The organism is Hydrogenophilus hirschii (assembly GCF_054656675.1).
Window position 1 is genome coordinate 1,244,305 of record NZ_BAAHXQ010000001.1, and the last position, 23,377, is coordinate 1,267,681.

Annotated in this window: 21 protein-coding genes, 1 tRNA gene and 1 pseudogene; 20 read left to right on the forward strand and 3 right to left on the reverse strand. The window is 61.7% G+C overall.

Annotated features, from left to right (window positions below):
* The 8 genes from ACYQ4Z_RS06100 to ACYQ4Z_RS06135 are packed head-to-tail and all read left to right on the forward strand — an operon-like array spanning position 1 to position 10,094.
* Positions 1-1,542, forward strand: a complete 1,542-nt coding sequence (locus tag ACYQ4Z_RS06100; protein ID WP_459860342.1) for a Ni/Fe hydrogenase subunit alpha — start codon at positions 1-3, stop codon at positions 1,540-1,542.
* Positions 1,539-2,141, forward strand: coding sequence for a hypothetical protein (locus tag ACYQ4Z_RS06105; RefSeq protein ID WP_119335402.1), 603 nt, complete (start codon positions 1,539-1,541; stop codon positions 2,139-2,141). Before ACYQ4Z_RS06100 ends, ACYQ4Z_RS06105 begins: the two co-directional genes overlap by 4 nt.
* 46 nt (positions 2,142-2,187) lie before the next feature.
* A complete protein-coding gene (locus ACYQ4Z_RS06110) occupies positions 2,188-3,144 on the forward strand; it encodes a TAXI family TRAP transporter solute-binding subunit (RefSeq protein WP_459860486.1) in 957 nt (318 codons plus the stop codon).
* Positions 3,145-3,161: 17 nt separating this feature from the next.
* Positions 3,162-5,768, forward strand: a complete 2,607-nt coding sequence (locus tag ACYQ4Z_RS06115) for a TRAP transporter permease (protein WP_459860343.1) — start codon at positions 3,162-3,164, stop codon at positions 5,766-5,768.
* The gene (locus ACYQ4Z_RS06120; protein WP_459860345.1) at positions 5,755-6,540 is read left to right on the forward strand and encodes an enoyl-CoA hydratase/isomerase family protein; all 786 of its coding nucleotides are present in this window, start codon (positions 5,755-5,757) and stop codon (positions 6,538-6,540) included. The genes ACYQ4Z_RS06115 and ACYQ4Z_RS06120 overlap by 14 nt, the downstream gene beginning before the upstream one ends.
* 1 nt (position 6,541) lies before the next feature.
* Positions 6,542-8,722 (forward strand): acetate--CoA ligase family protein, encoded by a 2,181-nt coding sequence (locus ACYQ4Z_RS06125; RefSeq protein ID WP_459860347.1) that lies wholly within the window; start codon positions 6,542-6,544, stop codon positions 8,720-8,722.
* A gap of 17 nt (positions 8,723-8,739) precedes the next feature.
* Entirely contained in the window at positions 8,740-9,540 is an 801-nt protein-coding gene (locus tag ACYQ4Z_RS06130; protein ID WP_119335406.1) for an enoyl-CoA hydratase-related protein, read from the forward strand.
* 11 nt (positions 9,541-9,551) lie between these two features.
* Positions 9,552-10,094 (forward strand): hypothetical protein, encoded by a 543-nt coding sequence (locus ACYQ4Z_RS06135; protein ID WP_119335407.1) that lies wholly within the window; start codon positions 9,552-9,554, stop codon positions 10,092-10,094.
* Positions 10,095-10,128: 34 nt separating this feature from the next.
* On the opposite strand, the gene ACYQ4Z_RS06140 is transcribed toward ACYQ4Z_RS06135, so the two are convergent.
* Positions 10,129-10,213 (reverse strand) — tRNA-Leu (locus ACYQ4Z_RS06140).
* 166 nt (positions 10,214-10,379) lie between these two features.
* On the opposite strand from ACYQ4Z_RS06140, the gene ACYQ4Z_RS06145 reads away from it, so the two are divergent.
* From ACYQ4Z_RS06145 to ACYQ4Z_RS06185, 9 genes and pseudogenes are all read left to right on the forward strand, one after another.
* Positions 10,380-10,766 carry a DUF302 domain-containing protein gene (locus ACYQ4Z_RS06145; RefSeq protein ID WP_459860348.1) on the forward strand — a complete coding sequence of 129 codons (387 nt, stop codon included), beginning with the start codon at positions 10,380-10,382 and terminating at the stop codon, positions 10,764-10,766.
* Positions 10,767-10,899: 133 nt separating this feature from the next.
* The gene (locus tag ACYQ4Z_RS06150; protein WP_219971838.1) at positions 10,900-11,331 is read left to right on the forward strand and encodes a MerR family transcriptional regulator; all 432 of its coding nucleotides are present in this window, start codon (positions 10,900-10,902) and stop codon (positions 11,329-11,331) included.
* On the forward strand, positions 11,328-13,934 hold the full coding sequence (locus tag ACYQ4Z_RS06155) for a heavy metal translocating P-type ATPase (RefSeq protein WP_459860350.1): 2,607 nt from the start codon (positions 11,328-11,330) through the stop codon (positions 13,932-13,934). Before ACYQ4Z_RS06150 ends, ACYQ4Z_RS06155 begins: the two co-directional genes overlap by 4 nt.
* Position 13,935: 1 nt before the next feature.
* Positions 13,936-14,292, forward strand: coding sequence for a cupredoxin domain-containing protein (locus ACYQ4Z_RS06160; protein WP_119335411.1), 357 nt, complete (start codon positions 13,936-13,938; stop codon positions 14,290-14,292).
* Positions 14,293-14,397: 105 nt separating this feature from the next.
* Positions 14,398-14,697, forward strand: coding sequence for a BufA1 family periplasmic bufferin-type metallophore (locus tag ACYQ4Z_RS06165; RefSeq protein WP_219971839.1), 300 nt, complete (start codon positions 14,398-14,400; stop codon positions 14,695-14,697).
* Positions 14,698-14,750: 53 nt separating this feature from the next.
* Positions 14,751-15,635, forward strand: a complete 885-nt coding sequence (bufB, locus tag ACYQ4Z_RS06170; RefSeq protein ID WP_219971840.1) for an MNIO family bufferin maturase — start codon at positions 14,751-14,753, stop codon at positions 15,633-15,635.
* Positions 15,635-16,450, forward strand: a complete 816-nt coding sequence (locus tag ACYQ4Z_RS06175) for an HvfC/BufC family peptide modification chaperone (RefSeq protein WP_219971841.1) — start codon at positions 15,635-15,637, stop codon at positions 16,448-16,450. The genes bufB and ACYQ4Z_RS06175 overlap by 1 nt, the downstream gene beginning before the upstream one ends.
* A 74-nt stretch (positions 16,451-16,524) precedes the next feature.
* Positions 16,525-16,977 (forward strand): annotated as a pseudogene (locus ACYQ4Z_RS06180) (DoxX family protein).
* Positions 16,978-16,993: 16 nt separating this feature from the next.
* Entirely contained in the window at positions 16,994-17,770 is a 777-nt protein-coding gene (locus ACYQ4Z_RS06185) for a YiiX/YebB-like N1pC/P60 family cysteine hydrolase (RefSeq protein WP_459860354.1), read from the forward strand.
* 21 nt (positions 17,771-17,791) lie between these two features.
* On the opposite strand, the gene ACYQ4Z_RS06190 is transcribed toward ACYQ4Z_RS06185, so the two are convergent.
* Both ACYQ4Z_RS06190 and ACYQ4Z_RS06195 read right to left on the reverse strand, forming a co-directional pair.
* Positions 17,792-18,028 (reverse strand): zf-HC2 domain-containing protein, encoded by a 237-nt coding sequence (locus ACYQ4Z_RS06190; protein WP_459860356.1) that lies wholly within the window; start codon positions 18,026-18,028, stop codon positions 17,792-17,794.
* Entirely contained in the window at positions 18,025-18,597 is a 573-nt protein-coding gene (locus ACYQ4Z_RS06195) for a sigma-70 family RNA polymerase sigma factor (protein ID WP_459860358.1), read from the reverse strand. The genes ACYQ4Z_RS06190 and ACYQ4Z_RS06195 overlap by 4 nt, the downstream gene beginning before the upstream one ends.
* A 109-nt stretch (positions 18,598-18,706) precedes the next feature.
* Between ACYQ4Z_RS06195 and metG the strand changes: the two genes are divergently transcribed.
* From metG to ACYQ4Z_RS06210, 3 genes are all read left to right on the forward strand, one after another.
* The gene (metG, locus tag ACYQ4Z_RS06200) at positions 18,707-20,902 is read left to right on the forward strand and encodes a methionine--tRNA ligase (protein ID WP_459860359.1); all 2,196 of its coding nucleotides are present in this window, start codon (positions 18,707-18,709) and stop codon (positions 20,900-20,902) included.
* Positions 20,903-21,052: 150 nt separating this feature from the next.
* The gene (locus ACYQ4Z_RS06205; RefSeq protein ID WP_459860361.1) at positions 21,053-22,747 is read left to right on the forward strand and encodes a SulP family inorganic anion transporter; all 1,695 of its coding nucleotides are present in this window, start codon (positions 21,053-21,055) and stop codon (positions 22,745-22,747) included.
* Positions 22,748-22,759: 12 nt separating this feature from the next.
* The gene (locus ACYQ4Z_RS06210) at positions 22,760-23,323 is read left to right on the forward strand and encodes a SulP family inorganic anion transporter (RefSeq protein ID WP_459860363.1); all 564 of its coding nucleotides are present in this window, start codon (positions 22,760-22,762) and stop codon (positions 23,321-23,323) included.
* Positions 23,324-23,377 lie beyond the last annotated feature (54 nt).

Below are 23,377 nucleotides of genomic sequence, written 5' to 3' on the forward strand. Positions count from 1 at the left end.
ATGACCCAGCACGCCCCCGAAGCCGTTTCCCCCCGCCCGTCGCTGCCTGCTAATGCCACCCGACGGGTTGCGATCGACCCGCTCTCCCGCGTCGAAGGCCATGGCAAAGTCACCATCTGGCTCGACGACGACGGGCAAGTGGTCGAAGCGCGACTGCACATCGTCGAATTTCGCGGTTTCGAGGCGTTCATCGTCGGCCGCCCCTATTGGGAAGCGCCGGTGGAGGTACAACGCCTCTGCGGCATCTGTCCCGTTTCGCACCATCTGGCCGCGGCCAAAGCGCTCGACCGTCTGGTCGGTGTCACGCAACTCCCCCCCACCGCCGAAAAGATGCGGCGGCTGATGCACTACGGCCAGGTGCTGCAATCGCACGCGTTGCACTTCTTCTACCTCGCGGCGCCCGACCTCCTTCTGGGGTTCAGCGCCGACCCCGCGCAGCGCAACGTCTTCGGTTTAGCCGCACAAAAACGGGAATTGGCGCGCCAAGGAATCCTGGTGCGCCAGTTTGGTCAGGAGTGCATCGAAGCCACTGCGGGCAAACGGATCCATGGCACGAGCGCCGTTCCAGGCGGCATCCACAAAAATCTGAGCCGCCGCGAACGAATGGCACTCCTTTCCCGCGCGCCCGAAATCCGGAGTTGGTGCGAAGCGGCGGTAGCGCTCATCGAGCGCCTCTTTACCGAGCATGCGCCCTTTTTTGCCCAGTTCGGTTCGTTCCAGACGAAGACCTTTTCGCTCGTTGCCGCCGACGGCAGCCTCGACCTCTACGACGGTACGTTCCGCGTCAAAGAGGCAAACGGCGCGATCCTCATCGACCACTACGACCCCAACGACTACGACCAACTCCTGGTTGAAGCGGTGCGTCCGTGGAGCTACATGAAGTTCCCCTACCTCAAGGCCTACGGCGAACCCGACGGGTTTTACCGTGTCGGCCCATCGGCGCGGCTCATCAATTGCGATCGTCTCACCACGGCGCGTGCCGAAGCCGCGCGACAGCGCTTTCTCACATTCGACCAAGGCGCCGTAGCGCACAGTACGCTCGGCTACCATTGGGCGCGACTCATCGAAATGCTCCACTGTGCCGAACTGATCGAGGCACTCCTGACCGACGCCGATCTGGAAGGGGGAGAACTGCGCGCGCGCGGCCAACGCCAACACCGGGGTGTCGGCGTGATCGAAGCGCCCCGCGGCACCCTCATCCACCATTACGAAGTGGGGGACGACGACCTCATCACCTATTGCAACCTCATCGTCTCCACCACCCACAACAACGCGGTGATGAACCAGGCGGTCACCACCGCAGCGAAAGCCTTCCTCTCCGGCGTGACGCTCACCGAAGCGCTGCTCAACCACATCGAAGTAGCGGTGCGCGCGTTCGATCCGTGTCTTTCGTGCGCGACCCATGCGCTCGGACAGATGCCGCTCGTCGTCTCGCTCCACCATAAAGACGTCCCCACCCCCATCGACATGCTGGTTCGCCACAGCGACGGCACGATCGAGCGCCCCACGGCAGCGCCAGCGCTCGGGACTAAGGGTACATGACAACTCAGTACCCGGAACGGCCGTTGCTTCCCGCACCACCGCCCCCCGGTGCAATCCTCATCCTCGCCTGCGGCAACGACCTGCGGGGCGACGACGCGCTGGGCGCCCGTTTCGTTGCCGAAATCGAAAGGCAAAAGCAAACCCTCCCCCCCGCTTGGCGGGACGCGATCGTCACCCATTGGCAACTGCAATGGGGCCCCGAAACGGCGCTCCTTCTGGCGAACCGGCACACGGTCTGCTTCGTCGACGCGTACGCCCCCAACGGGATCGAAGCGTCGCCGCACGGCGCCGAACGCGCCGCAGCGCCCCCTTTTGTAGTCACCCGCCTGGAACCCCCTGACGGCACGCTCGCCCCGCTTCTTGCCAGCGTCGGCACACACCAAGTCTCGCCCATCGCACTGCTTGCTGCCGCTCGACTCCTGGGCTTGGCGCTCCCTGCGTCGCTGTGGCAAATCGCGATCCGGGGGGAGCACTTCACGTTGGGCGCTCCCCTCTCTGCGCTTGCCTCCCGTGCGCTTGCCGAGACGCTCACCTGGTTTTGGCCGTGGCTAGTGGGGGAAACCCCAATTTGCACAAATGGCACCATCACACTAAACTGATTACACAGTTTTTTCACCCACGAAGAGGAGGTAGCTGATGAAACCCATGAAATGGCTCACCGCATTGGCAGTCACCGCAACGGTGGCCAGCGCGCCGGTCACCCACGCGGCGCAATTCGTCACCATCGGCACGGGCGGCGTCACCGGCGTCTATTACGCTGCGGGTGGCGCGATCTGCCGTTTGATGAACAAAGATCGTGCCCAACACGGCATTCGGTGCTCGGTGGAGAGCACCGGTGGTTCGGTCTATAACATCAACACCATCCGGGCGGGCGAACTCGATTTCGGCGTCGCGCAATCCGACGTTCATTACAACGCCGTCAAAGGGTTGAAGCAGTTCAAAGACGCTGGCCCGATGACCGAGCTGCGCGCGGTCTTTACGATCCATCCTGAGCCGCTCACCGTCGTTGCGCGGCCCGATGCCGGAATCAAAAACTTCCAGGATCTCAAAGGCAAGCGCGTGAACGTCGGGAACCCCGGCTCCGGCCAGCGGGCGACGATGGAACTCCTCGTTCCCGCGATGGGGATGAGTTTTTCCGATTTCGCGCTCGTTTCCGAACTCAAGGCGGACGAACACGGCGCAGCCCTCTGTGACAACAAGATCGACGCGTTCGTCTATGTCGTGGGTCACCCGTCCGCGAACATCCAAGATCCCACCACCACCTGTGGCGCCAAACTGGTCAATGTCACCGGTCCCGGCGTGGACAAGTTGATCGCGCAATACCCCTACTTTGCGCCGGCAACGATCCCCGGCGGCATGTACGCGAACAACCCCGATCCGGTGAAAACCTTCGGGGAGGTCGCCACGCTGGTCACTTCGGCGAAAGTGCCGGCGGACGTCGTCTATCAACTGGTCAAAGCGGTCTTCGAGAACTTCGACGACTTCAAGAAGCTGCACCCGGCCTTCGCCCATCTCGATCCGAAAGACATGATCAAGAACGGGCTCTCGGCGCCGCTGCATGAAGGCGCGGTGCGCTACTACAAAGAGAAGGGCTGGATGTAATCGTTTAGAGGACGACCATGGCGGAAAAACACCACGAACCCACCCCGGAAGAACTGAAACGCATCGTTGCGGAAGCAGACACCGGGGGAAGACAACCAACGGGTGTTGCGGCCATGGTCATCGCTGCCGCGGCGCTTGCCTGGTCACTCTTTCAACTGTGGCAGGCGTCGCCTTTCCCCTACCTGTTGGGGATCGGTCTATTCAACGATACCGAAGCGCGTTCGCTGCACCTGGCGTTCGCGGTCTTCCTGGGTTTTCTCTCGTATCCGGCGTTCAAGCGCTCGCCCCGTGACCGGATTCCGCTCGCCGACTGGCTGTTCGCGGCAATCGCCGCCGGGTGCATGGCGTACCTGTTTCTCTTTTATCGCGAACTCTCCACCCGTCCTGGGCAACCCACCGTGGTCGACCTCACCGTAGCGGTGACGGGGATGGCGCTCCTGCTCGAAGCCGTTCGTCGTGCGCTGGGTCTTCCGATGGTGATCCTCGCGCTCGTCTTCCTCACCTACATCTTTTTCGGCCCCTACATGCCGGAGATGATCGCGCACAAGGGGGCGTCGCTCAGCAAAGCGATGTCGCACATGTGGCTCGGTACCGAAGGCGTCTTTGGCGTCGCGCTCGGCGTCTCCGCCAGCTTCATCTTTCTTTTTGTCCTCTTCGGCGCGCTACTGGAAACCGCAGGGGCCGGCAACTACTTCATCAAAAGCGCGATTTCCCTGCTCGGTCATCTGCGTGGCGGGCCAGCAAAGGCGGCAGTGGTCGCATCGGCCAGTACCGGGATCATCTCGGGCTCTTCGATCGCCAACGTCGTCACCACTGGCACCTTCACCATCCCGTTGATGAAGCGGGTGGGCTACCGACCGGACAAAGCCGCTGCGGTTGAAGTCGCCGCGTCGGTCGATGGCCAGATCATGCCACCCGTGATGGGGGCGGCAGCATTCCTCATGGTCGAATACGTGGGCATTTCGTACCAAGAGGTGATCAAACACGCCTTTTTGCCCGCGCTCATCTCCTACATCGCCCTTTTTTACATCGTGCACCTCGAAGCGCTCAAAGCCAACATCCAGGGGCTGCCGCGTCGCGATCAACGCCCAGCACACCACCGCATCCTTTCCCTCGGCCTCAACCTAACCGGCTTCATCGTGTTGGCTGGCGTGGTCTATTACGGATTGGGCTGGATCAAAACGGTTGCGGGCGACGCCGCGTTCTGGATCATCGCGGTCGGCATGCTCGCTGCCTATGTTGCGCTCATCAAACTCGCGGCGCACTATCCCGAGCTGCGCCTCGAAGACCCGAACGAACCGCTCGAAGCCCTGCCCGACGCAGGGCCGACGATCAAATCGGGACTGCACTATTTGCTGCCGGTTGCCGCGCTCATCTGGAACCTGATGGTCGAAGAGCTCTCCCCAGCGCTTTCGGTCTTCTGGGCGATCGGCTTCTTGATGTTCATCGTCGTCACGCAAAAGCCGCTCTTTGCCTATTTCCGCGGCACCGGTAACTACCTTACCCAGTTGCTGCACGGGTTACGGGACCTCTACGACGGGCTCGTGATCGGCGCGCGCAATATGATCGGGATCGGTATCGCCACCGCTGCCGCGGGCATCATCGTCGGTACCGTGACCCTCACGGGCATCGGATTGGTGCTCACCGAAGTGGTCGAAACGATCGCGGGCGGCAATTTGATCCTGATGCTCTTGCTCGTCGCGGTGATCTGCCTCATCCTGGGTATGGGGCTCCCCACCACCGCCAATTACATCGTCGTCTCGACGCTCATGGCCCCTGTCGTCGTCGAAATCGGCGCGCAGAATGGACTGCTCGTCCCGCTCATCGCCGTCCATCTCTTCGTCTTCTATTTCGGCTTGATGGCCGACGTCACCCCACCGGTAGGGCTTGCCTCTTATGCGGCTGCTGGCATTGCCAAATGCGACCCGATTCGGACCGGCGTCACCGCGTTCGGCTACTCGATCCGAACCGCGATCCTGCCCTTCATGTTCATTTTCAACACCCAATTGCTGCTGATCGGCATCGAAGGGCCGGGGCAATTCTTGCTCGTCGTAGGGAGCGCGATCCTCGCAAACCTGGTCTTTGCCGCGGCAACGCAAGGGTGGTTCTTCGCGCGCAACCGCTGGTGGGAGACGATCGCGCTCCTCATCATCTGCTTCTCGCTCTTCCGACCCGGCTTCTGGTGGGACATGCTCTATCCGCCGTACGAACCCCACCCCGGTACGATGCTCCTGGAAATCGCCAAAACCGCCCCGAAAGGCGCACAAGCCCGCGTCTGGGTCGAGGGCATTTCGCTGGAAGGGGACGAAGTGCGCAAAGGGGTGCTGCTGCCGCTGGGGGACTCAGCAGAGAACCCACTCGCGCGGCTACGCAACGAAGGTCTGCACGTCATGACTGTTGGTGACCAGCTCCAAGTGGTCAATGTCCGCTTTGGTAGCGTCGCCGAAAAACTCGGACTGGAGCCGGGCTACGCCATCACCCAAGTAGAATTGCCTGCGGATCGGCCGGCGAAAGAGTGGGTATACTTGCCTACACTGTTTCTGTTGGCGCTGCTGGCGTGGAACCAGAAGCGCCGCACCCGATCGTTGCCCCCTTCGCAGGAATCGGCTCATGTCCCAACCTGAACATCTGATCGTCACCACCACGGATCAACTCTGTGAAATTCGTTTCAACCGCCCGCACCGCCTCAATGCGGTCGTAGAAGAGCTCTATACCGAACTGCTGGCCGCGCTGGCCCAAGCCGAAGCCGACCCAGAGGTGCGGGTCGTCCTCCTCACCGGGGAAGGGCGCGCATTTTGCGTCGGCGCCGACCTCAAAGCGCACCAAGCAGGCCGAACCCCGTTTGCACGGCGGCAATACTTGCGACTCGAACAACAGGTGTGCGAACGCATCTTCCATCTCGCCAAACCGGTCGTCGCCGCGGTAAACGGCTACGCGTTGGGCGCCGGCGCCGAAATGGCGGTGGCTTCGGACTTCATCGTGATCGCGGAAAGCGCCCAGATCGGTTTTCCCGAAGTGACCATCAGCAATTTTCTCGGCGGTGGCGTCACTTGGCTCTTACCCCGGTTGGTGGGGCTCGCCAAAGCCCGAGAACTCCTCTTTTTCGGCGAACGGATCGACGGGCGCGAAGCCGCGCGCATCGGGCTTGCAGCCCGAGTCTTCCCGGATGCCACCTTCCGCGAAGCAGCGCGCGCGTTTGCGCGGCAATTGGCGCAACGCGCGCCGTTCTCCCTCCAATTGGTCAAGGAACAGCTCAACCACGCAGGCGAACGCACCTTCGACGCCTGTCTCACTGCTGAACTCGAAGGAATGACCTTCGTTGCCACCACCCAGGACTGGCAAGAAGGGATCGATGCGTTCGCGGAAAAACGCGCTCCGCGCTTCCAAGGGAAATAAGATGGTCAAAGTCCGCCGCAAACGCAGTGTGCAACACCTGCCCCAACAGAGCTTCCTCCACCCGATCCTCGCCCCGGACTCGATCGCGATCATCGGCGCCTCTGCCGACCCCACCAAGCGCGGTTACAAAGCGCTCGTGGGGCTCATCAAAGACGGGTTCGAAGGCCGTATCTACCCGATCAACCCGAAAACCGACCGCATCCTCGGCATTCCCACCCTTCCCTCGGTCGATGCGCTGCCCGAACCGGTCGATCTTGCCCTCATCTGCACCCCCGCGGCAACCGTTCCCGAACTCGTACGGCAGTGCGGGGAAAAAGGGGTCAAAGGGGTCGTCGTGCTCGCCGCCGGTTTCCGGGAAAGCGGCGAAGCAGGTGCGCAACTCGAACAGGCACTCGTCGAAGCCGCACGGGCAACGGGTGTACGGGTCATCGGCCCTAACACCAACGGGCTCTTCAACCTGCACAAAAAGGTTAACCTGTTGGGGCTCACCAACGTGCAGCCGGGTGGCGTGGGCCTCATCTCACAATCGGGTAACATGCTCCTTGCGCTGACGCTCGAAGCGGAAAATTACGGGCAAATCGGCTTTTCCACCTACGTCGGTCCTGGGAACCAAGCAGACGTCGGTTTCAGCGACTACCTGCAATACCTAGGGGAAGAGGTCAACACCGAAGTCGCCGCGTTCTACGTCGAAGGCTTCAACAACGGACGCCAATTCATCGATACCGCCCGTGCGGTGACCGCCGTCAAACCGGTCGTCGTGTACAAATCCGGCACCACCGCCGCGGGTCGCCAAGCGGCGAAATCCCACACCGGGTCGCTTGCCGGCAGCTACGCGATGACGGTCGATCTGTTACGGCAAGTGGGAATCAGCGTCGTGCACGATTCCGACGAAATCTTACCCGTTGCCGAAGGGCTATCCCGGATGCAGAAAGCTGCCGGTAAACGGGTTGCGATCCTCTCCGACGGGGGCGGACAGGCAACGATCGCAACGGACCGCTTGACCGAAGCGGGACTGGAACTCGCTACGCTTACGGAAGAGACCCAAGCGGCGCTGCGCGCGATTTTGCTGCCACACGCCAATACCAGCAACCCCGTCGACGTCGCGGGCACCAGCGACACCGACCCGTACGTACTCGCCCAATGTCTGGAGATCCTCGAGCGCGACCCCAACGTCGATCAACTCTTTCTCGTCGGGATGTTCGGCGGCTACCACCTCCGTTTCGCTGAACACCTGATCGGCCAGGAGATGCGGGCAGCGGAAACGATAATCGAACTCGTCGCACGCACCGCAAAACCGGTGGTGATCCACAGCCTCTACACCCCGGTAAAACCGCCACCGATACGCCGTCTCCGTGAAGAGGGCATCCCGGTCTATGCCTCGATCGAGCACGCCGCGCGCACCCTGGCCGCGCTTGGCGAGCGCGGTATCTACCTCAAAAACCGCAACAAACAGACCCAAGTGGTCACGTTCGAACCCGATCCTGAAGGGCTGGCGCTCTTCGAACGCGCGAACCACGAAGGGCGTAACCTCTACGAGCACGAAGCGAAACAGCTTTTGCAGCGTCATGGGGTCACCGTCCCCGAAGAAATTTTGGTGCGCCACCCCGACGAACTCGAAGGGCTCTCTGCGCGTTTCGGCCAGCAACCCTTGGCGATGAAGGTCGTCTCGCGTGACATCCTCCACAAATCGGACGCCGGGGGCGTGCGCTTGAATCTGCACAGTGACGCGTCGCTGCGTGCGGCGTACGACGACATCCTCGCTTCGTGCCGCAACTATCAACCGGGCGCGGATATCCACGGTGTCTTGGTCTCCCCGATGGCGCCGCGCGGGGTTGAAGTGATCGTCGGAGTCGTTCGCGACCCGACGTTTGGGCCGGTCCTGATGTTCGGTCTGGGCGGCATCTACGTAGAAGTCCTGGAAGATGTTGCCTTTCGCGCCATCCCCATCTCCCGCTACGACGCCGAAGCGATGATCGACCAGATCAAAGGACGGAAAATCCTTGCGGGTGTCCGCGGCGAAGCGGCAGTGGACCGCAAAGCGCTCGCCGATCTGCTGGTGACCGTATCGGGCTTGGTGCACGCCTACCCGCAAATCTCGGAACTCGACCTCAACCCGGTGATCGCCTACCCGAAAGGGTATGCGGTAGTCGACGCCCGTATCATCTGCAACCCCGGTGTCTGACGAAACGGAGCCCACCGATGACCGCGATCCCCACCCTGACCGATGCCACACTCACCCTCGAACAGGGGGTGGCCACGCTCACCCTCGATCGCGACGACGTACGCAACGCGCTGACTGGCACCGCACTCATCGACGACATCGTCACCGTCGCCGAATGGGCGAACCGCAACGATGACGTCTCGGCGCTGATCCTCACCGGTGCTGGCGCCGCCTTCTCTGCCGGTGGCAACATCAAAGAGATGGCGAAGCGCAGCGGTGACTTCGCCGGAGACGTCGCCGAAGTCGCCGAGCGCTACCGCAGAGGGATCCAACGCATCCCGTTGGCACTCGACAGCGTGGAAATCCCAGTGATTGCCGCGGTGAACGGGCCTGCGATCGGCGCGGGGTTCGATCTCGCGAACATGGCCGATATCCGCATCGCCTCCACGCGCGCCAAATTCGGCGAAACGTTCCTCAACCTCGGCATCATTCCCGGTGACGGCGGGGCGTGGTTTCTGCAACGGCTGATCGGCTACCAACGGGCGTTCGAGCTCACCTTTTCCGGGCGCATCATCGACGCCGAAGAGGCACGCGCGCTTGGGATCGTCCTCGAGGTGGTCGAACCCGAAATGCTCCTGCCGCGCGCCACCGAATTGGCCCAACGCTTTGCCCATCAACCGAAACCCGCGCTGCGTTTTACCAAACGGCTGATGAAGATGGCGCGACGGTTGGAACTGAAAGATTTCTTGGACCTCTGCGCCCTCTTTCAAGGCGTGTGCCACAATAGCCCAGAACACCTCGCCGCAGTCGAACGGTTCTTGCACAGCAAACAACGGTAGCCAAACCCGATATGATGCGAGCACGCTGCGAATTCTCCCGCGCCTGCATCTTCGTGGCGGTCCTCTTCACCCACGTGGTCAGCCAAGCCGCAACGCTCTACCGTTGCCCAGGGACGAACGGCACGATAGTCTGGCAAGAACGTCCCTGTACGCAAGGGCGTGCGGTCACGGTAGCACCCCAGCCGCCCATCGACGCCACAGCGCCAGCGCCTTCTCCCCGGACGGCCCCATCCGCGAAGGAGAAATCCCGGAACAAAACCGCCCTCGCGCCACCACTCGACCCTGCCACACGGTTGCGCCTAGCGCAGATCGACGAAGCGATCGCGCGGCTCATGACAGAACGGCGCACGCTCAAAACGCAGCTCGAAGCGGATCTTGCCGCGCTCCGTGCCACGCCGCTACCAGACGATCCCCGTGCTTACAAAGCCGCGCTAAAAGCCCGGGAGGCACAGATCCGGGAACGCGAACGACGCTACCGTGCCGAGCTACGCGTGCTGGAAACACGCATCAAAGGGTTACAGAGTGAGGCAAAAACCTTGCGCGCGCAACGCTGATCGCATCTTGTGCGAATACTTCGGCAATAGGGTGTGGTGCCCAGGAGAGGACTCGAACCTCCACGCCTTGCGGCGCTGGAACCTAAATCCAGTGCGTCTACCCATTCCGCCACCTGGGCACGAGGCAAGATCGGAGATGGCACAGCATCCAAAACGCTACGTATTCTATCCCAATCCGTTTGGGTTGACCACAGATCATCGACACGGCCAGTTACTCTGAAAGCGCCGTGTTGCCGCGAACGCAGTATACTGCCGCAACTATTTCTTATCGAAGGAGCGGGGCACATGACCTACACGATCGATCGGATACTCACAGGCTACACCCTCGACGAAGCGGAGTCCCGGGTTCGCGATGCCCTTTCCGCACAGGGATTTGGCGTGCTGACCGAAATCGATGTCTCGGCCACCATGAAAAAGAAACTTGACAAGGAGATAGCGGGCTACAAGATTCTGGGCGCCTGCAACCCGAATATGGCCTGGCAAGCCATCGGTCTGGAACCCAAAATAGGGGCGATGCTGCCTTGCAACGTGATTCTGCGGGAAGTAGATTCTGGGATCGAAGTCAGCGCCATTGATCCTCTTGCCTCGATGGCAGCGATTGACAATGAACGCCTCAAGGCCGTGGCCGGTCAGGTACGCGATCTCCTCGCCAAGGTGATCGCAGCGCTTTGAAATCCTTTGCAACTGGGCACCAATCTGCGCACGGGTCAAGTTTGGCGTTCGAACCATTCGCGCCTGACCCTTGACCTATGTGTTACACGCATGTTGTAGACTGCCTTGACGCTCTGCCATACGGAGAAACGACATGCGTGTCAGCGAATTGGCAAAGAAGGCCGGTGTGACACCGGAAACGGTGCGCTACTACACGCGGCAGGGACTACTCCACCCGCAACGTGACCCCAACAACGGTTACCAGCGCTACGGGCACGCTGACTACCGAACGCTGGTCTTCATCCGAAAAGCCCGTCAGTTGGGTTTTTCACTGAAGGAGATCACCCAAATCCTCCGTGAAGCGGAAAAAGGGCACTCTCCCTGCCCTCTGGTTCGCGATCTCTTCGAACGCCGCTTTGCGGAAATCTGCCAAAAGATCGAGACGCTCACCCGCCTGCGTGACCGTATGGCCGAAGCGATGGACACATGGCAAAGGATGCCCGATGGCCAACCCGACGGGCACACCATCTGCCGGTTGATCGAACATTGGGAACAAGAGGACGGTAACCGGGAGCGATTCCTATGAACGAACGTGCGACAGGCAACCGACTGCTCTTTCGTGTGGAAGGAATGGGTTGCCAGAACTGTGTCAAAAAGATCACGAACGCACTCATAGCGCAGCCGGGCGTGACGGAGGTTACCATCGACCTCGACGCGAAGCGAATGAAAGTCACCGCGGCGTTGTCCGCGGAAGCGATCGCCGCGATCGTCACCGAACTGGGCTACCCCACCACACCACTGACCGATGCCGAAACCCGACCATCGGCGCGAACCGCGCATGGGCATCCCACCGAACAGCACAGTGCCCAGTCAGCCGCTGAGCGCACCGCCACGAACGAAGGGAATGACGCCCCCGCCACCGCAACGGAAGCGCCCGCCGGTCGGACCTGCCAGCTCATTCTGACCGGCGTCAAGTGCGCGGCGTGCGTCGCGAAGGTCGAGGAAGCACTCAGGGGCGTACCCGGTGTGACCCGCGCGAGTGTCAACTTCGCCGAGCGCACCGCACTGGTAGAAGGGGACGCGGACTCCGACGCGCTCGTCAAGGCTGTGGAAGCCGCGGGGTACGGCGCCCAGGTGATTCAGGACGATGCTTCGGCGATGGACGAGAAAGCCGCTGCGGAACAGGCCTTCTACAAGGCCCGCCTGCGCGACATGACCGTGGCGCTGGGCCTGGGTGTGCCGCTCATGCTCTATGGCGTATTGGGTGGCGAAATGTCGGTACAGCCGGGGCTTTCCCAATGGGTGTGGATCGGCATCGGCCTGCTGACGCTGGGCGTACTGGTCAAGAGCGGCGGTCACTTTTTCAAGGGCGCCTGGAGTGCCTTCAAGGGCCACACCGCCAACATGGATACGCTGGTGGCCACCGGTACGGGAGTCGCCTGGCTCTACTCCATGGTCGTCGTACTAATTCCTGAAGCGGTCCCGGAGAGCGCTCGTCATGTCTATTTCGAAGCCACCGCGATGATCATCGGCCTCATCAACCTCGGGCTGGCACTGGAAACCCGCGCCCGGGGCAAGACTTCCCAGGCCATCCGCCGCCTGCTGGATCTGCAGGCGAAGACTGCCCGCGTGATCCGTGATGGACAGGAGCTGGACATCCCGGTGGAAGCGGTGCAAAAAGACGACCTGATCCGGGTACGGCCCGGTGAGAAAATTCCCGTGGATGGCGAGGTGACCGACGGCAAGAGCCTGGTGGACGAATCGATGCTCACCGGCGAACCGGTACCGGTGGAGAAACAGCCCGGCGATACCGTAGCTGCCGGCACGCTCAACAAGACCGGCACGTTTGTCTTCCGCGCCACCCGCGTCGGCAAGGATACGGCACTGGCGCAGATCATCCAGATGGTCAAGCGGGCTCAGAACGCCAAACCAGCGATCGGGCGGCTGGCGGACAAGATCTCGGCCGTCTTTGTCCCCGTCGTCATGCTCATTGCCATTGCAGCGGCACTGATCTGGCTCAATTTCGGGCCGGAACCCCGCATCGCCCATGCACTGGTGGCCCTGACCACCGTGCTGATTATCGCCTGCCCCTGCGCACTGGGGCTCGCCACCCCCATGTCCATCATGGTGGGCGTGGGTAAAGCCGCAGAATATGGTGTGCTGATCCGTAATGGTGACGCCTTGCAAACCGCCAGCAATCTGGACGTGATCGTCGTGGACAAGACCGGCACGGTGACCGAAGGCAAACCCAAGGTCGTAGCGATCGAAAGCGCCTCGCTGGACGAAAGGGAACTGCTCCGGCTCGCGGCCGGACTCGAAAACAGCTCCGAACACCCGCTGGCCCTCTCCGTGGTGGACGCAGCCCGCGAACGCGGGCTGGACATTCCACCTGCCGAGCAGTTCGAAGCCCTGTCCGGCAAGGGTGTGCAAGGTATCGTCGCGGGCAAGCGCATCCAAATCGGCCAGATACGCTGGTTCCAAGAACAAGGGATCGACTTCAGCGCCTGGCAAGACAAGGCAGATGCCCATGCCCGCAAAGCCGCCACCCCGCTCTACATCGCCGTGGACGGGCAGCCTGCCGGCCTGATCGCCGTCGCTGACCCCATCAAGCCGGACAGCCGCGACGCGATTGCCCGCCTCCATCAGCGCGGTCTGAAGGTCGTGATGCTCACCGGTGACGTACGCACCACCGCCGAAGCCGTAGCCCGTCAGGCCGGTATCGACGAAGTAATCGCCGAAGTGCTGCCTCAGGACAAAGCCCACCACGTGCACCAGTTCAAGGCACACGGGCTCAAGGTGGCCATGGTCGGCGACGGCATCAACGATGCGCCAGCACTGGCGGAAGCCGACGTGGGCTTCGCGATCGGCAGTGGCACTGATGTGGCGATCGAAAGCGCCGACGTGGTCCTCATGCGGGGCTCCCTGCACGGGGTCGCCGACGCGATCGAAATCTCCGCCGCCACGGTGCGCAACATATACCAGAACCTGTTTGGTGCCTTTATCTACAATGTGGCCGGCATCCCCATTGCGGCGGGGCTGCTCTACCCCTTTACCGGCTGGCTGCTCAATCCGGTGGTGGCTGCGGTAGCGATGTCCCTGTCGTCCTTTACCGTAGTCACCAACGCCAACCGCCTGCGGTTGTTCAAACCTTCACGCGACACATCCAGCCTACCACAGGGAGGAGTCTGAGATGATGCTGCTCAACCTGCTTTTGATCGGCGCGGCGGCGTTCATCATCTACTGGTTCTGGTTGTGGAAACCGGCGAGCCAGGACCTGCCCGTGCAAACACACTGGAAAATCATCGCGGAAAACGGCGCCTACACGCCGGGCGTCATCCGTGTGCCCGCTGGCCAGCCCGTCACGTTGGAGATCACCCGCAAGGACCCGTCTCCCTGTGCGGAACAGATCGTGTTCGAGGGCGCCAACGTCACCGAAACCCTGCCCCTGAACAAGACCGTGACCGTCACGGTCACCTGGCCCGCACCGGGTGAGTACCCGTTTCACTGCCAGATGAACATGCTCAAGGGGCGGGTGGAGGTGGTGTAAGAAATCGCGGTTTCTCCCCGACTAAGGCCTAACCCCGCACGCAACGGCCCCGCGGCGGGACGTATCACCTTGGGGCCAAATTCGGAAATGAAGGAGAGACCTCTCATGAACAAGACCACTGCTACTGCTGCCGCACTGGCAGTTGCCCTCGGCACCGCGCTCGCAACCGCGTCGCTGCCTGCAACCGCGGACACCGGTGCCAAAGAGAAGTGCTACGGTGTCGCGTTGAAAGGAAAAAACGACTGCAAAGCGGGGCCCGGAACCACCTGTGCGGGCACTTCGGTGCGTGACTACCAGGGCAACGCATGGAAACTCGTCCCGGCGGGAACGTGTGAAAAAACCCCGTCTCCCACTTCGCCAACCGGCTATGGCCAGCTGAAGCCTTTCAAAGAGAAATCGGCGTAATCGCCGTGCGTTTCCCCGCCTTTGGGTGGGGAAACGCTGCTCTGGGAATCACCATGATTCGCACGTCGCCATCGCAGCTTCCCGCACGCGCCGGAATCGGTCTCAAACCGGAACACTTCCGCGCCATCCAAGAGTCATGGCCGGACATCGGTTTTTTCGAGATTCACGCCGAAAACTACTTCGTCGCGGGCGGTCCCTTTCATCGCAACCTAGAACGCATCCGCGAACGGTACGCGCTCTCGATTCATGGCGTTGGCCTTTCACTGGGTGGTGAAGCGCCGCTTGACCGTACGCACCTGCGCCGTCTGAAACACCTACTCGATCGCTACCAACCGGAATCGTTTTCGGAGCATCTTGCGTGGTCTTCGCACCAAGGCTACTACCTCAACGACCTCTTGCCGCTTCCTTATACGAACGAAACGCTGACTCGCGTTTGCACCCATATCGACCAAACGCAAGAGGCACTGGGCTGCCGTCTGCTCCTGGAAAACCCGGCGACGTACCTCGAATTCGCCACTTCGACCTGGAGCGAAAGCGATTTCCTTCAGGAAGTCGTCCGCCGCACCGGCTGTGGGCTACTGCTCGATGTCAATAACCTCTACATCAGCGCAATCAACCACCACCGCGACCCTGTCGCGATGCTCGAAACGCTTCCCCTTCACGCGGTCGGAGAGATCCACGTCGCGGGCTTTCACCGCGACCGTGACGCTGCGGGAAGTCCGCTCCTGATCGACACCCACGGGGCGGCGGTCGATGACGCGGTCTGGACGCTCTACCAAAAAGCGTTGGCCCATCTCGGTCCGATAGCAACCCTCCTGGAGCGTGACCAAAACATCCCGCCGCTTGCCGAACTGGTCGCAGAAGCCCAGATTGCCGATCACTATCTCTCGGCTGCCCACCCACAACCGGCAAATTCGGTAGCGCTGGAGTCTGTGTGATGGACGCATGGACCGATGCGCTCTTGGATCCCACACGACCACCCCCATCTGGCCTCAAAACCTGGAACGGTTCGGATCCACTCGTGCGCTTCAATGTCTACCGCAACAACGTCGTCGTTTCGCTCTGCGAAGCCCTCGCGGATACCTTTCCCGTCACGCAAGCCATTTTGGGGCAAGAGACATTCTGGGCCGTGGCACGTGCCTACCTCGACGCTGGGAATCTTCCCGATTCGCCACAACTGGTTCGCTACGGAGCCACGTTTCCGGCGTTCCTGGCTACGCTCCCGTTTGTCGACCGCTTTCCCTACCTGCCAGACCTTTCGGCGCTCGAATACGCATACGTCCAAGCGTTTCACGCCGCCGACGCTGCGGTGCTCGATCCAACCGTGCTCCAACACGCATTGACCCAACCGGAGCAACTGCCCAACGTGCGCTTCGTTTTCCATCCGTCGGTCGCTGTCATTGCGTCGCGCCACCCCATCGCAACGCTGTGGCACGCCTACCACGAAACCGCCGATGCGATCGCGTTTTCGCAAACGGCTGCGTCGATCGAACCGCGCGCCGAACCGACTTGGGTCGTGCGCAGCGAAGAAACGGTCTATGTCATCCCCGTCACCCCTGCAGACGCGCGCTGCTTGGCCGCGTTGCACCACGGCGAACCGCTCGGTACCGCGGTCGAACGAGCAGCGGCGGACGAAGCGAGTGCGTACGATCCTGCTGCGCTCTTTGCCCTTTTGCTGCGTCATGGGGCACTCACACAGCTGATTTTGCCCGAAACGCCAGGATCCAACCCTACAACGGGAGAAATGCCATGAACTCTTGGTTCAGCCGCAACGCCCGAGCGGTGCTTACGATCACCGCCCGTACCGTTCGTTTCCTCATCCCCTGGATGGAACGCATCCCGCACAGCGTGATCGCACTCCTTGGGCGCTTTTCGATCGCCGCAGTCTTCTGGAAATCGGGTCAGACCAAGGTCGAAGGATTCGCGGTCGACCTCGTCGAGGGCACCTGGTCTTTGGGGTGACCGCGCCTTGCCGATTCGACGATCGATCTTTTCCGCTACGAGTACAACCTGCCATTCATCCCGCCCGAAATTGCGGCACCGCTCGCCGCGTTCGCGGAACACCTCTTCCCGATCTTGCTCTTAGTCGGTTTAGCGACGCGGTTTTCGGCGCTCGTCCTCCTGATCATGACCGCGGTGATCCAGGTTTTCGTCTATCCCGACGCGTATCCCACCCATGGTGTCTGGGCCACCGTGCTGCTCTACCTCATTGCCCGCGGCCCGGGCGTGATCGCGATCGATCACTGGGTAGCGCGCCGTTACCGCGATCTTGCGGCATAATGAATGGATGAACTCGATGTTGAAACGGGTGGGCCAATGGCTCGCCCGCTATCTCACCCGTCCGATCCATTTCCACACGCTGACACCGCCCACCCCGCCCGAACGCCTGCTCGCGGTGCTGCAGCCAGGCGACGTCCTTTTGGTCGAAGGCAACAACCGGATCAGCACCGCGATCAAATACCTGACGCAATCGACCTGGTCCCACGCCGCGCTGTTCGTCGGCTCCGAACCGTTACAGGCACGCGGCAAACCGCACGACCACTGCTTCATCGAAGCCGACCTCGTCGAAGGGGTACGCAGCGTGGGGATCACGCAATACGCCGGTTTGAACACGCGCATCTGTCGTCCCGTCGGCTTACGCCCCGAAGATCGGGAAAACCTGATTCGCTTCGCGCTCGACCGCCTGGGTAACCAGTACGACTTGCGAAACGTGGTCGATCTGGCGCGCTATCTGTTGCCCACCCCGCCGGTACCCACCAACTGGCGCCACCGAATGCTCGCGCTCGGCAGCGGCGATCCAACGCGTGCGATCTGTTCCACTTTGCTCGCACAAGCTTTTCAAGCGATCGGTTACCCGATCCTGCCGCTCATCACCACGGAACCGATCCACTCGCCAGAATGTCTGGGCTGCCAACGCGAAATTTGGCAGATGCGCCACCACAGCCTCTTCGTCCCGCGCGATTTCGACCTTTCTCCTTATTTTGCGGTGATCAAACCGACACTGGAAAGCGGGTTCGACTACAAAAAAATCCCCTGGCAAACGCCAGAACCAAAAATCCTGACCACCCGGTAAGCACCTCGCCGCCAACCCGCTTCACTGCCGGGGCGATTCCACGTTCGGGTCGTTTTCCGGCTCAGACGCAGGCAGTTCGCCTTTGCCCTTCGCGTACGCTTTCGCCCACCGGCCCAAATTGTCGACGTGCGTCCCGAACCGGCGACAACCCGAGCACATCAACAGATGGAAACGCAACGCCCACTTCTCGGTAACACTCAGTGGCCGTTCGCGCGCTTCGGAGAGCAAACGGGTGGCTTCCTGACAATTCATCATCATTCGTGATCCCTTTCGAACCAGCGTTCTTCGAGACACACGCACAACCGCATCCGCGCACGATAGAGCAACACATTGACATGATTCTCGGTGAGCTCGAGATTGCGGCAGATTTCCGGTGTCGTCAGTTCCAGCATCTCGCGCATCATGAACACCTGTGCCTGTTTGGGCGGCAACCGTTCCAGGCAGAGGTGGAACACGGCCCAGAACTGCCGGTCGTTTTCCACCGCTTCCGGGTCGCCCCACGCCTGCGGGCGCGAATCGGGCAGCCAATGCCCCCTGCGGTCGAACAGTTCGGTGAGCGGCTCTTCCTCTTCGTCGCGACCGCCGCTACCAGAGAGGGGCACAAGACGGGCACGGCGGCGCAATTCGTCGCGAATTTTGTTCTTCAAGATCGCAAAAACCCACGTCTTGAGCGCGGATCGCCCCGCAAACGACGCCGCATGGCGCATCGCCGCAGCGATCGCTTCTTGCACCGCATCCTCGGCCGCAGCGGCATCGTCGAGCTGCAGCGTCGCGAATTGCACCATTTGGCGCCGCAACGGCTCCAGCGCTTCGCTCTGCCAATCCATTACCGCATCCCCTGACTTGCTTTGGTCGGACCCACCTACGATTATCTTACAAAGCAGTGGGAGCGCCCGCGCTATAATGGCACATTGCACTGCAACACAAGTCGAACCCATGAGCCGCAGAATCCTCGTTACCAATGCACTTCCTTACGCAAACGGCGACATCCATCTTGGCCACTTGGTGGGCTACATCCAGGCCGACATCTGGGTGCGTTACCAGCGAATGTGTGGTCATACCGTCCACTATGTCTGTGCCGACGACACCCACGGCACCCCGGTGATGCTGCGCGCCGAAAAAGAGGGCATCACGCCCGAAGCGCTGATTGCCCGAATGCGCGACGCCCACCTTGCCGATTTCAGCGACTTCCTGGTTGCGTTCGACCACTACCACTCGACCCACAGCGAAGAGAACCGCCGCTTCGCCGAAGAGATCTACCGCAAACTCAAAGCGGCAGGACTGATCGTCGAACGGGAGATCGAGCAACTCTACGACCCCGTCAAAGCGATGTTCTTGCCGGACCGCTTCGTCAAGGGAACCTGCCCGCGCTGTAAAACGCCAGACCAATATGGCGACAACTGCGAAGCGTGTGGCGCTGCGTACGCCCCCACGGAACTGATCGATCCCTACTCGGCGGTTTCGGGTGCGAAACCGGTTTTGAAGCATTCGACCCATTACTTTTTCAAACTCTCCGACCCCCGCTGTGTGGCGTTTTTGCGCGAATGGACGCGCGGAAAGAATGCGCGGGGCGAAGCGCGGCTGCCGCAACAAGCAGCGAACAAACTCAAAGAGTGGCTGGGCGACGACGGGGAGAGCCACCTCGCCGACTGGGACATCACCCGCGACGCCCCCTATTTCGGCTTCGAGATCCCCGACGCGCCGGGCAAATACTTCTACGTCTGGCTCGACGCGCCGATCGGTTATTTCGCCAGTTTCGCTGCACTTGCGGCAAAACTCGGTATCGACCCGACCCCTTACCTCGACGCAGCGGCTGCCGAGCGCGAAGGAACCGAACTCGTCCATTTCATCGGTAAGGACATCCTCTACTTCCACGCGCTCTTTTGGCCAGCGATGCTCCATTTCTCCGGGTATCGCACGCCAACGCGAGAATACGTGAACGGCTTCCTGACCGTCGATGGCGCGAAGATGAGCAAGAGCCGCGGCACCTTCATCACCGCGCGTTCGTGGCTCGATCTCGGGCTCAACCCTGAATGGCTCCGCTACTACTTCGCGACCAAATCGAACGGCACGATGGAGGATGTCGACCTTGCGCTCGACGACCTGATCGCGAAAGTCAATAGCGACCTCGTTGGCAAATTCGTCAACATCGGCTCACGGCTAGCCGGTTTCATCCACAAGAGATTCGCGGGCCGATTGGGGAACGCGAACGCCGAAGTGCTCGCCCCCTTTGCCGCGTCCTTCCGCGATCCGTCGCTCCATGCGGCGTTCGAAAACGGCGACTTCGCGGCGGTAACCCGTACGGCGATGGAACTGGCGGAAGCAGCGAACGCCTACATCAACGAAACCAAACCGTGGGAGTTGGCCAAAGCGGGGCAACTCGACCGGCTCCAGGAAGTCTGCACGACGGGGCTTACGATGTTCCGCGACATCGCCCGCCTCTTGAAACCGATCTTGCCGCGGACGGTGGCACGCATCGAAGAGTTTTTGGCGCTAGAACCCTTGGCATGGTACGGCGAATGGGCGCCGCTCCCCGAAGGCCACGCGATCGCGCCGTTCGAACCCTTGATGACCCGGATGGAGCGTGCGATGATCGACCGGCTGCTCGACGCGAACCGCGCCACGATCGCAAAAACCGATGCGCCAAACGCTGCGGTGCACTCGGCAACCGACGCAGCGCGTCCGGAAACTGCCCAGCCAAACGCAGCAGCAGTCGATGCGTCAGCCGCTTCGCATGGTGCCGCAGCGGGCGCCCTCCCCGCCCCGCAAATCGCGCCGCAGATCACCATCGACCAATTCGCGGCCGTTGACCTGCGCATTGCCCGGATCGTTCAGGCAGAAGCCGTGCCCGAAGCGAAAAAACTGGTGAAACTCACGCTCGACATCGGCGAACGCCATCCCGATGGCACCCCGCGCTACCGCACCGTCTTCGCGGGAATCAAAGCGGCGTACGCGCCGGAAGCCCTCACGGGGCGGCTCACGGTCATGGTTGCAAACCTCGCGCCGCGCCAAATGCGCTTTGGCGTTTCCGAAGGGATGGTGCTCGCCGCGAGCGACGAATCGGGCACGGTCCCGGGGCTCTTTCTGCTGGCGCCCGATAGCGGGGCGCTGCCCGGCATGCGGGTGAAATGATCCCCTCGACACCCCTGACGCGGGTGGGGCTCACGCCCCGCCGCCGTTGGTACCTGCACGTTCCTCATGGGCGCAAACGAGTGACCCCAGCACACGTCTTGTCTTCGACTGTTCTGGTTCGGTCACGGCATTGCGCTCTGGAGGAACTTCATGCATGGGTTGCGTTTTCGTCCCCGCTTGGTGGACACCCTCACGCAGGGCTACCACACAGCCCAATTTCTGAATGATCTGGCTGCCGGCGTCACCGTCGGCGTTTTGGCACTCCCGTTGGCGATGGCTTTTGCGATCGCAAGTGGCATGTCACCCGCCGCGGGTATCTGGACTGCGATCGTCGCCGGTTTCCTGATCAGCGCGTTTGGCGGTTCGCGCGTCCAAATCGGTGGCCCCACCGGCGCGTTCATCCCCATCATCTACGGGATCGTCACCCGTTACGGTGTCGATCAACTCCTCATCGCCACGATGATGGCAGGCGTTCTCCTCTTTGCACTCGGCGCCTTGCGCCTGGGCGGGCTGATCCGCTTCATTCCGATCCCGGTCGTGATCGGATTCACCAATGGCATCGCGGTCGTGATCTTTCTCTCACAGATCAAAGATTTCCTGGGACTTGCGATCGACACGCTTCCAGGCGAATTCTTCGCCAAAATGCAAGCTCTGATCACCGCTTTGCCCACCTGGGATCTTCCCACGACGCTTTTCGGGCTGGCGTCGTTGTCCTTCTTGATCGTCTGGAACCGGTTGGCAAAGCGGATCGCGTGGATGCAACTCCTGCCGGGGCCGCTCGCCACCCTGATCGTCGCCACCGCAATCAATGCCCTTTGGTCCCTGCCCATTGCAACCATCGGCACACGGTTCGGCGGCATTCCCGCGGAAATACCCGCAATCCACCTTCCCGCGTTCGACCCCTCGCATCTGCGCGACCTGCTGCCGGTGGCGATTGCGATCGCCCTTCTTGGGGCAATCGAAAGCCTGCTCTCCGCGCGTGTTGCGGACGGCATGATCGACGACCGCCACGACCCGAACCAAGAACTGATGGCGCAGGGGCTTGCGAACGTCGCCGCACCGTTTTTCGGCGGCTTTGCCGCAACTGGGGCGATTGCCCGCACCGCAACCAACGTCCGCGCCGGCGGACGAACTCCAGTGGCTGGGATGGTCCATGCGCTGACGCTGCTCGCGGTCGTCCTGCTCCTTGCCCCAGCCGCTGCTTACGTGCCCCTCACGACGCTGGCGGCAATCGTCTTGGTCGTAGCGCTCAACATGGGGGAATGGCAGGAAATGCGTTGGTGTGCGCTGAAGCGTTTCGCAACGAGTTATCGCGTGACGCTTCTGGCCACCTTCCTGCTCACCGTGCTCTTTGACCTCACCGTTGCAGTCGAAATCGGCATGGTGCTCGCCGCGCTCGGCTTCATCTACCGCATGAGCCAACTCACCGAAGTGGAACCCATCGCGCTCGAGCAGCGCGCTGACGTCGACCGTTTTCGGCGGGAAGATGGCACGTTGCGCGTTGCCGCGTACCGCATTTCGGGATCGCTCTTTTTCGGCGCCGTCCATAAGCTCGACCTCTTCCTGGAAACGCGGGACTGGCCCGATGTCGTCATCTTGGACCTTCATCGACTCATCAACATCGACGCCTCTGGGCTGGAAACCCTGGAGATGATCCGCAACGATCTCAGTAAGCGCGGCATCGTGCTCCTCTTGGTCGGGCTCAACCGCCAACCGCGGCGCATCCTCACCAACAGCGGATTCTTGGAGGAATTGGGAACCGACCGGGTGTTCGAAACGCTCGAAGCGGCACTGGCCGCAAGCGAACACTGGCAGCGGGGCGAAGCCGTCGTTTCCTACGTGTAAAATCGGGGTGTGATGCGGCTGCCCCTCCCCAAACTCTTCACGCTCCTGCCCCACTATCGCGCCAACGATTTGTGGGCCGATCTGACCGCAGGCGTCACCGTCGGCGCGTTGGCGCTACCGCTTTCGATGGCGTTTGCAATCGCCAGCGGCACGCCGCCGCTCAACGGGGTTTGGACCGCGGTCATCGCCGGCGTCAGTTACGGGCTCCTGGGTGGCTCGCGCGTTCTGGTCGCCGGACCGGCCAGCGCTTTTATCCCGCTGCTCTTTGCGATCGTCAGCCAATTCGGGCCGTCGGCGCTTCTTGCCGCCACCTGGTTTGCCGGTTTGATCCTCCTGTTGCTCGGTCTATTTCGTTTGGGCAACCTGGTCCGCCTCATCCCCAACTCGGTGATCACCGGTTTCATCAACGGCATCGCGGTGATCATCATCCTGACCCAAGTCAAGGATTTTCTGGGATTGGCGCTTGCCGTTCCCCCGAGCGGACTCGTTGGCAAGCTTCGGGCGCTTTACGACGCCCTCCCCACCCTGCAGCCGGCAAGCGCGGCGCTGGGTTTCGGTTCCCTAGGGACACACTGATTTATTCGCAGATCGATGGGGCCGAACTCATCCCTGACATGCGACAATTGAAGT

Bases quoted from the DNA above. Each gene is read 5' to 3' on its own strand.
- ACYQ4Z_RS06145 (WP_459860348.1), top strand. From the start codon at position 10,380: ATGACCTACACGATCGATCGGATACTCACAGGCTACACCCTCGACGAA.
- ACYQ4Z_RS06150 (WP_219971838.1), top strand. From the start codon at position 10,900: ATGCGTGTCAGCGAATTGGCAAAGAAGGCCGGTGTGACACCGGAAACG.
- ACYQ4Z_RS06165 (WP_219971839.1), top strand. From the start codon at position 14,398: ATGAACAAGACCACTGCTACTGCTGCCGCACTGGCAGTTGCCCTCGGC.
- ACYQ4Z_RS06110 (WP_459860486.1), top strand. From the start codon at position 2,188: ATGAAATGGCTCACCGCATTGGCAGTCACCGCAACGGTGGCCAGCGCG.
- ACYQ4Z_RS06175 (WP_219971841.1), top strand. From the start codon at position 15,635: ATGGACGCATGGACCGATGCGCTCTTGGATCCCACACGACCACCCCCA.
- ACYQ4Z_RS06155 (WP_459860350.1), top strand. From the start codon at position 11,328: ATGAACGAACGTGCGACAGGCAACCGACTGCTCTTTCGTGTGGAAGGA.
- ACYQ4Z_RS06135 (WP_119335407.1), top strand. From the start codon at position 9,552: ATGATGCGAGCACGCTGCGAATTCTCCCGCGCCTGCATCTTCGTGGCG.
- ACYQ4Z_RS06205 (WP_459860361.1), top strand. From the start codon at position 21,053: ATGCATGGGTTGCGTTTTCGTCCCCGCTTGGTGGACACCCTCACGCAG.
- ACYQ4Z_RS06125 (WP_459860347.1), top strand. From the start codon at position 6,542: ATGGTCAAAGTCCGCCGCAAACGCAGTGTGCAACACCTGCCCCAACAG.
- ACYQ4Z_RS06100 (WP_459860342.1), top strand. From the start codon at position 1: ATGACCCAGCACGCCCCCGAAGCCGTTTCCCCCCGCCCGTCGCTGCCT.
- ACYQ4Z_RS06160 (WP_119335411.1), top strand. From the start codon at position 13,936: ATGATGCTGCTCAACCTGCTTTTGATCGGCGCGGCGGCGTTCATCATC.
- ACYQ4Z_RS06130 (WP_119335406.1), top strand. From the start codon at position 8,740: ATGACCGCGATCCCCACCCTGACCGATGCCACACTCACCCTCGAACAG.
- ACYQ4Z_RS06105 (WP_119335402.1), top strand. From the start codon at position 1,539: ATGACAACTCAGTACCCGGAACGGCCGTTGCTTCCCGCACCACCGCCC.
- ACYQ4Z_RS06120 (WP_459860345.1), top strand. From the start codon at position 5,755: ATGTCCCAACCTGAACATCTGATCGTCACCACCACGGATCAACTCTGT.
- metG (WP_459860359.1), top strand. From the start codon at position 18,707: ATGAGCCGCAGAATCCTCGTTACCAATGCACTTCCTTACGCAAACGGC.
- bufB (WP_219971840.1), top strand. From the start codon at position 14,751: ATGATTCGCACGTCGCCATCGCAGCTTCCCGCACGCGCCGGAATCGGT.
- ACYQ4Z_RS06195 (WP_459860358.1), bottom strand. From the start codon at position 18,597: ATGGATTGGCAGAGCGAAGCGCTGGAGCCGTTGCGGCGCCAAATGGTG.
- ACYQ4Z_RS06210 (WP_459860363.1), top strand. From the start codon at position 22,760: ATGCGGCTGCCCCTCCCCAAACTCTTCACGCTCCTGCCCCACTATCGC.
- ACYQ4Z_RS06185 (WP_459860354.1), top strand. From the start codon at position 16,994: ATGTTGAAACGGGTGGGCCAATGGCTCGCCCGCTATCTCACCCGTCCG.
- ACYQ4Z_RS06115 (WP_459860343.1), top strand. From the start codon at position 3,162: ATGGCGGAAAAACACCACGAACCCACCCCGGAAGAACTGAAACGCATC.
- ACYQ4Z_RS06190 (WP_459860356.1), bottom strand. From the start codon at position 18,028: ATGATGATGAATTGTCAGGAAGCCACCCGTTTGCTCTCCGAAGCGCGC.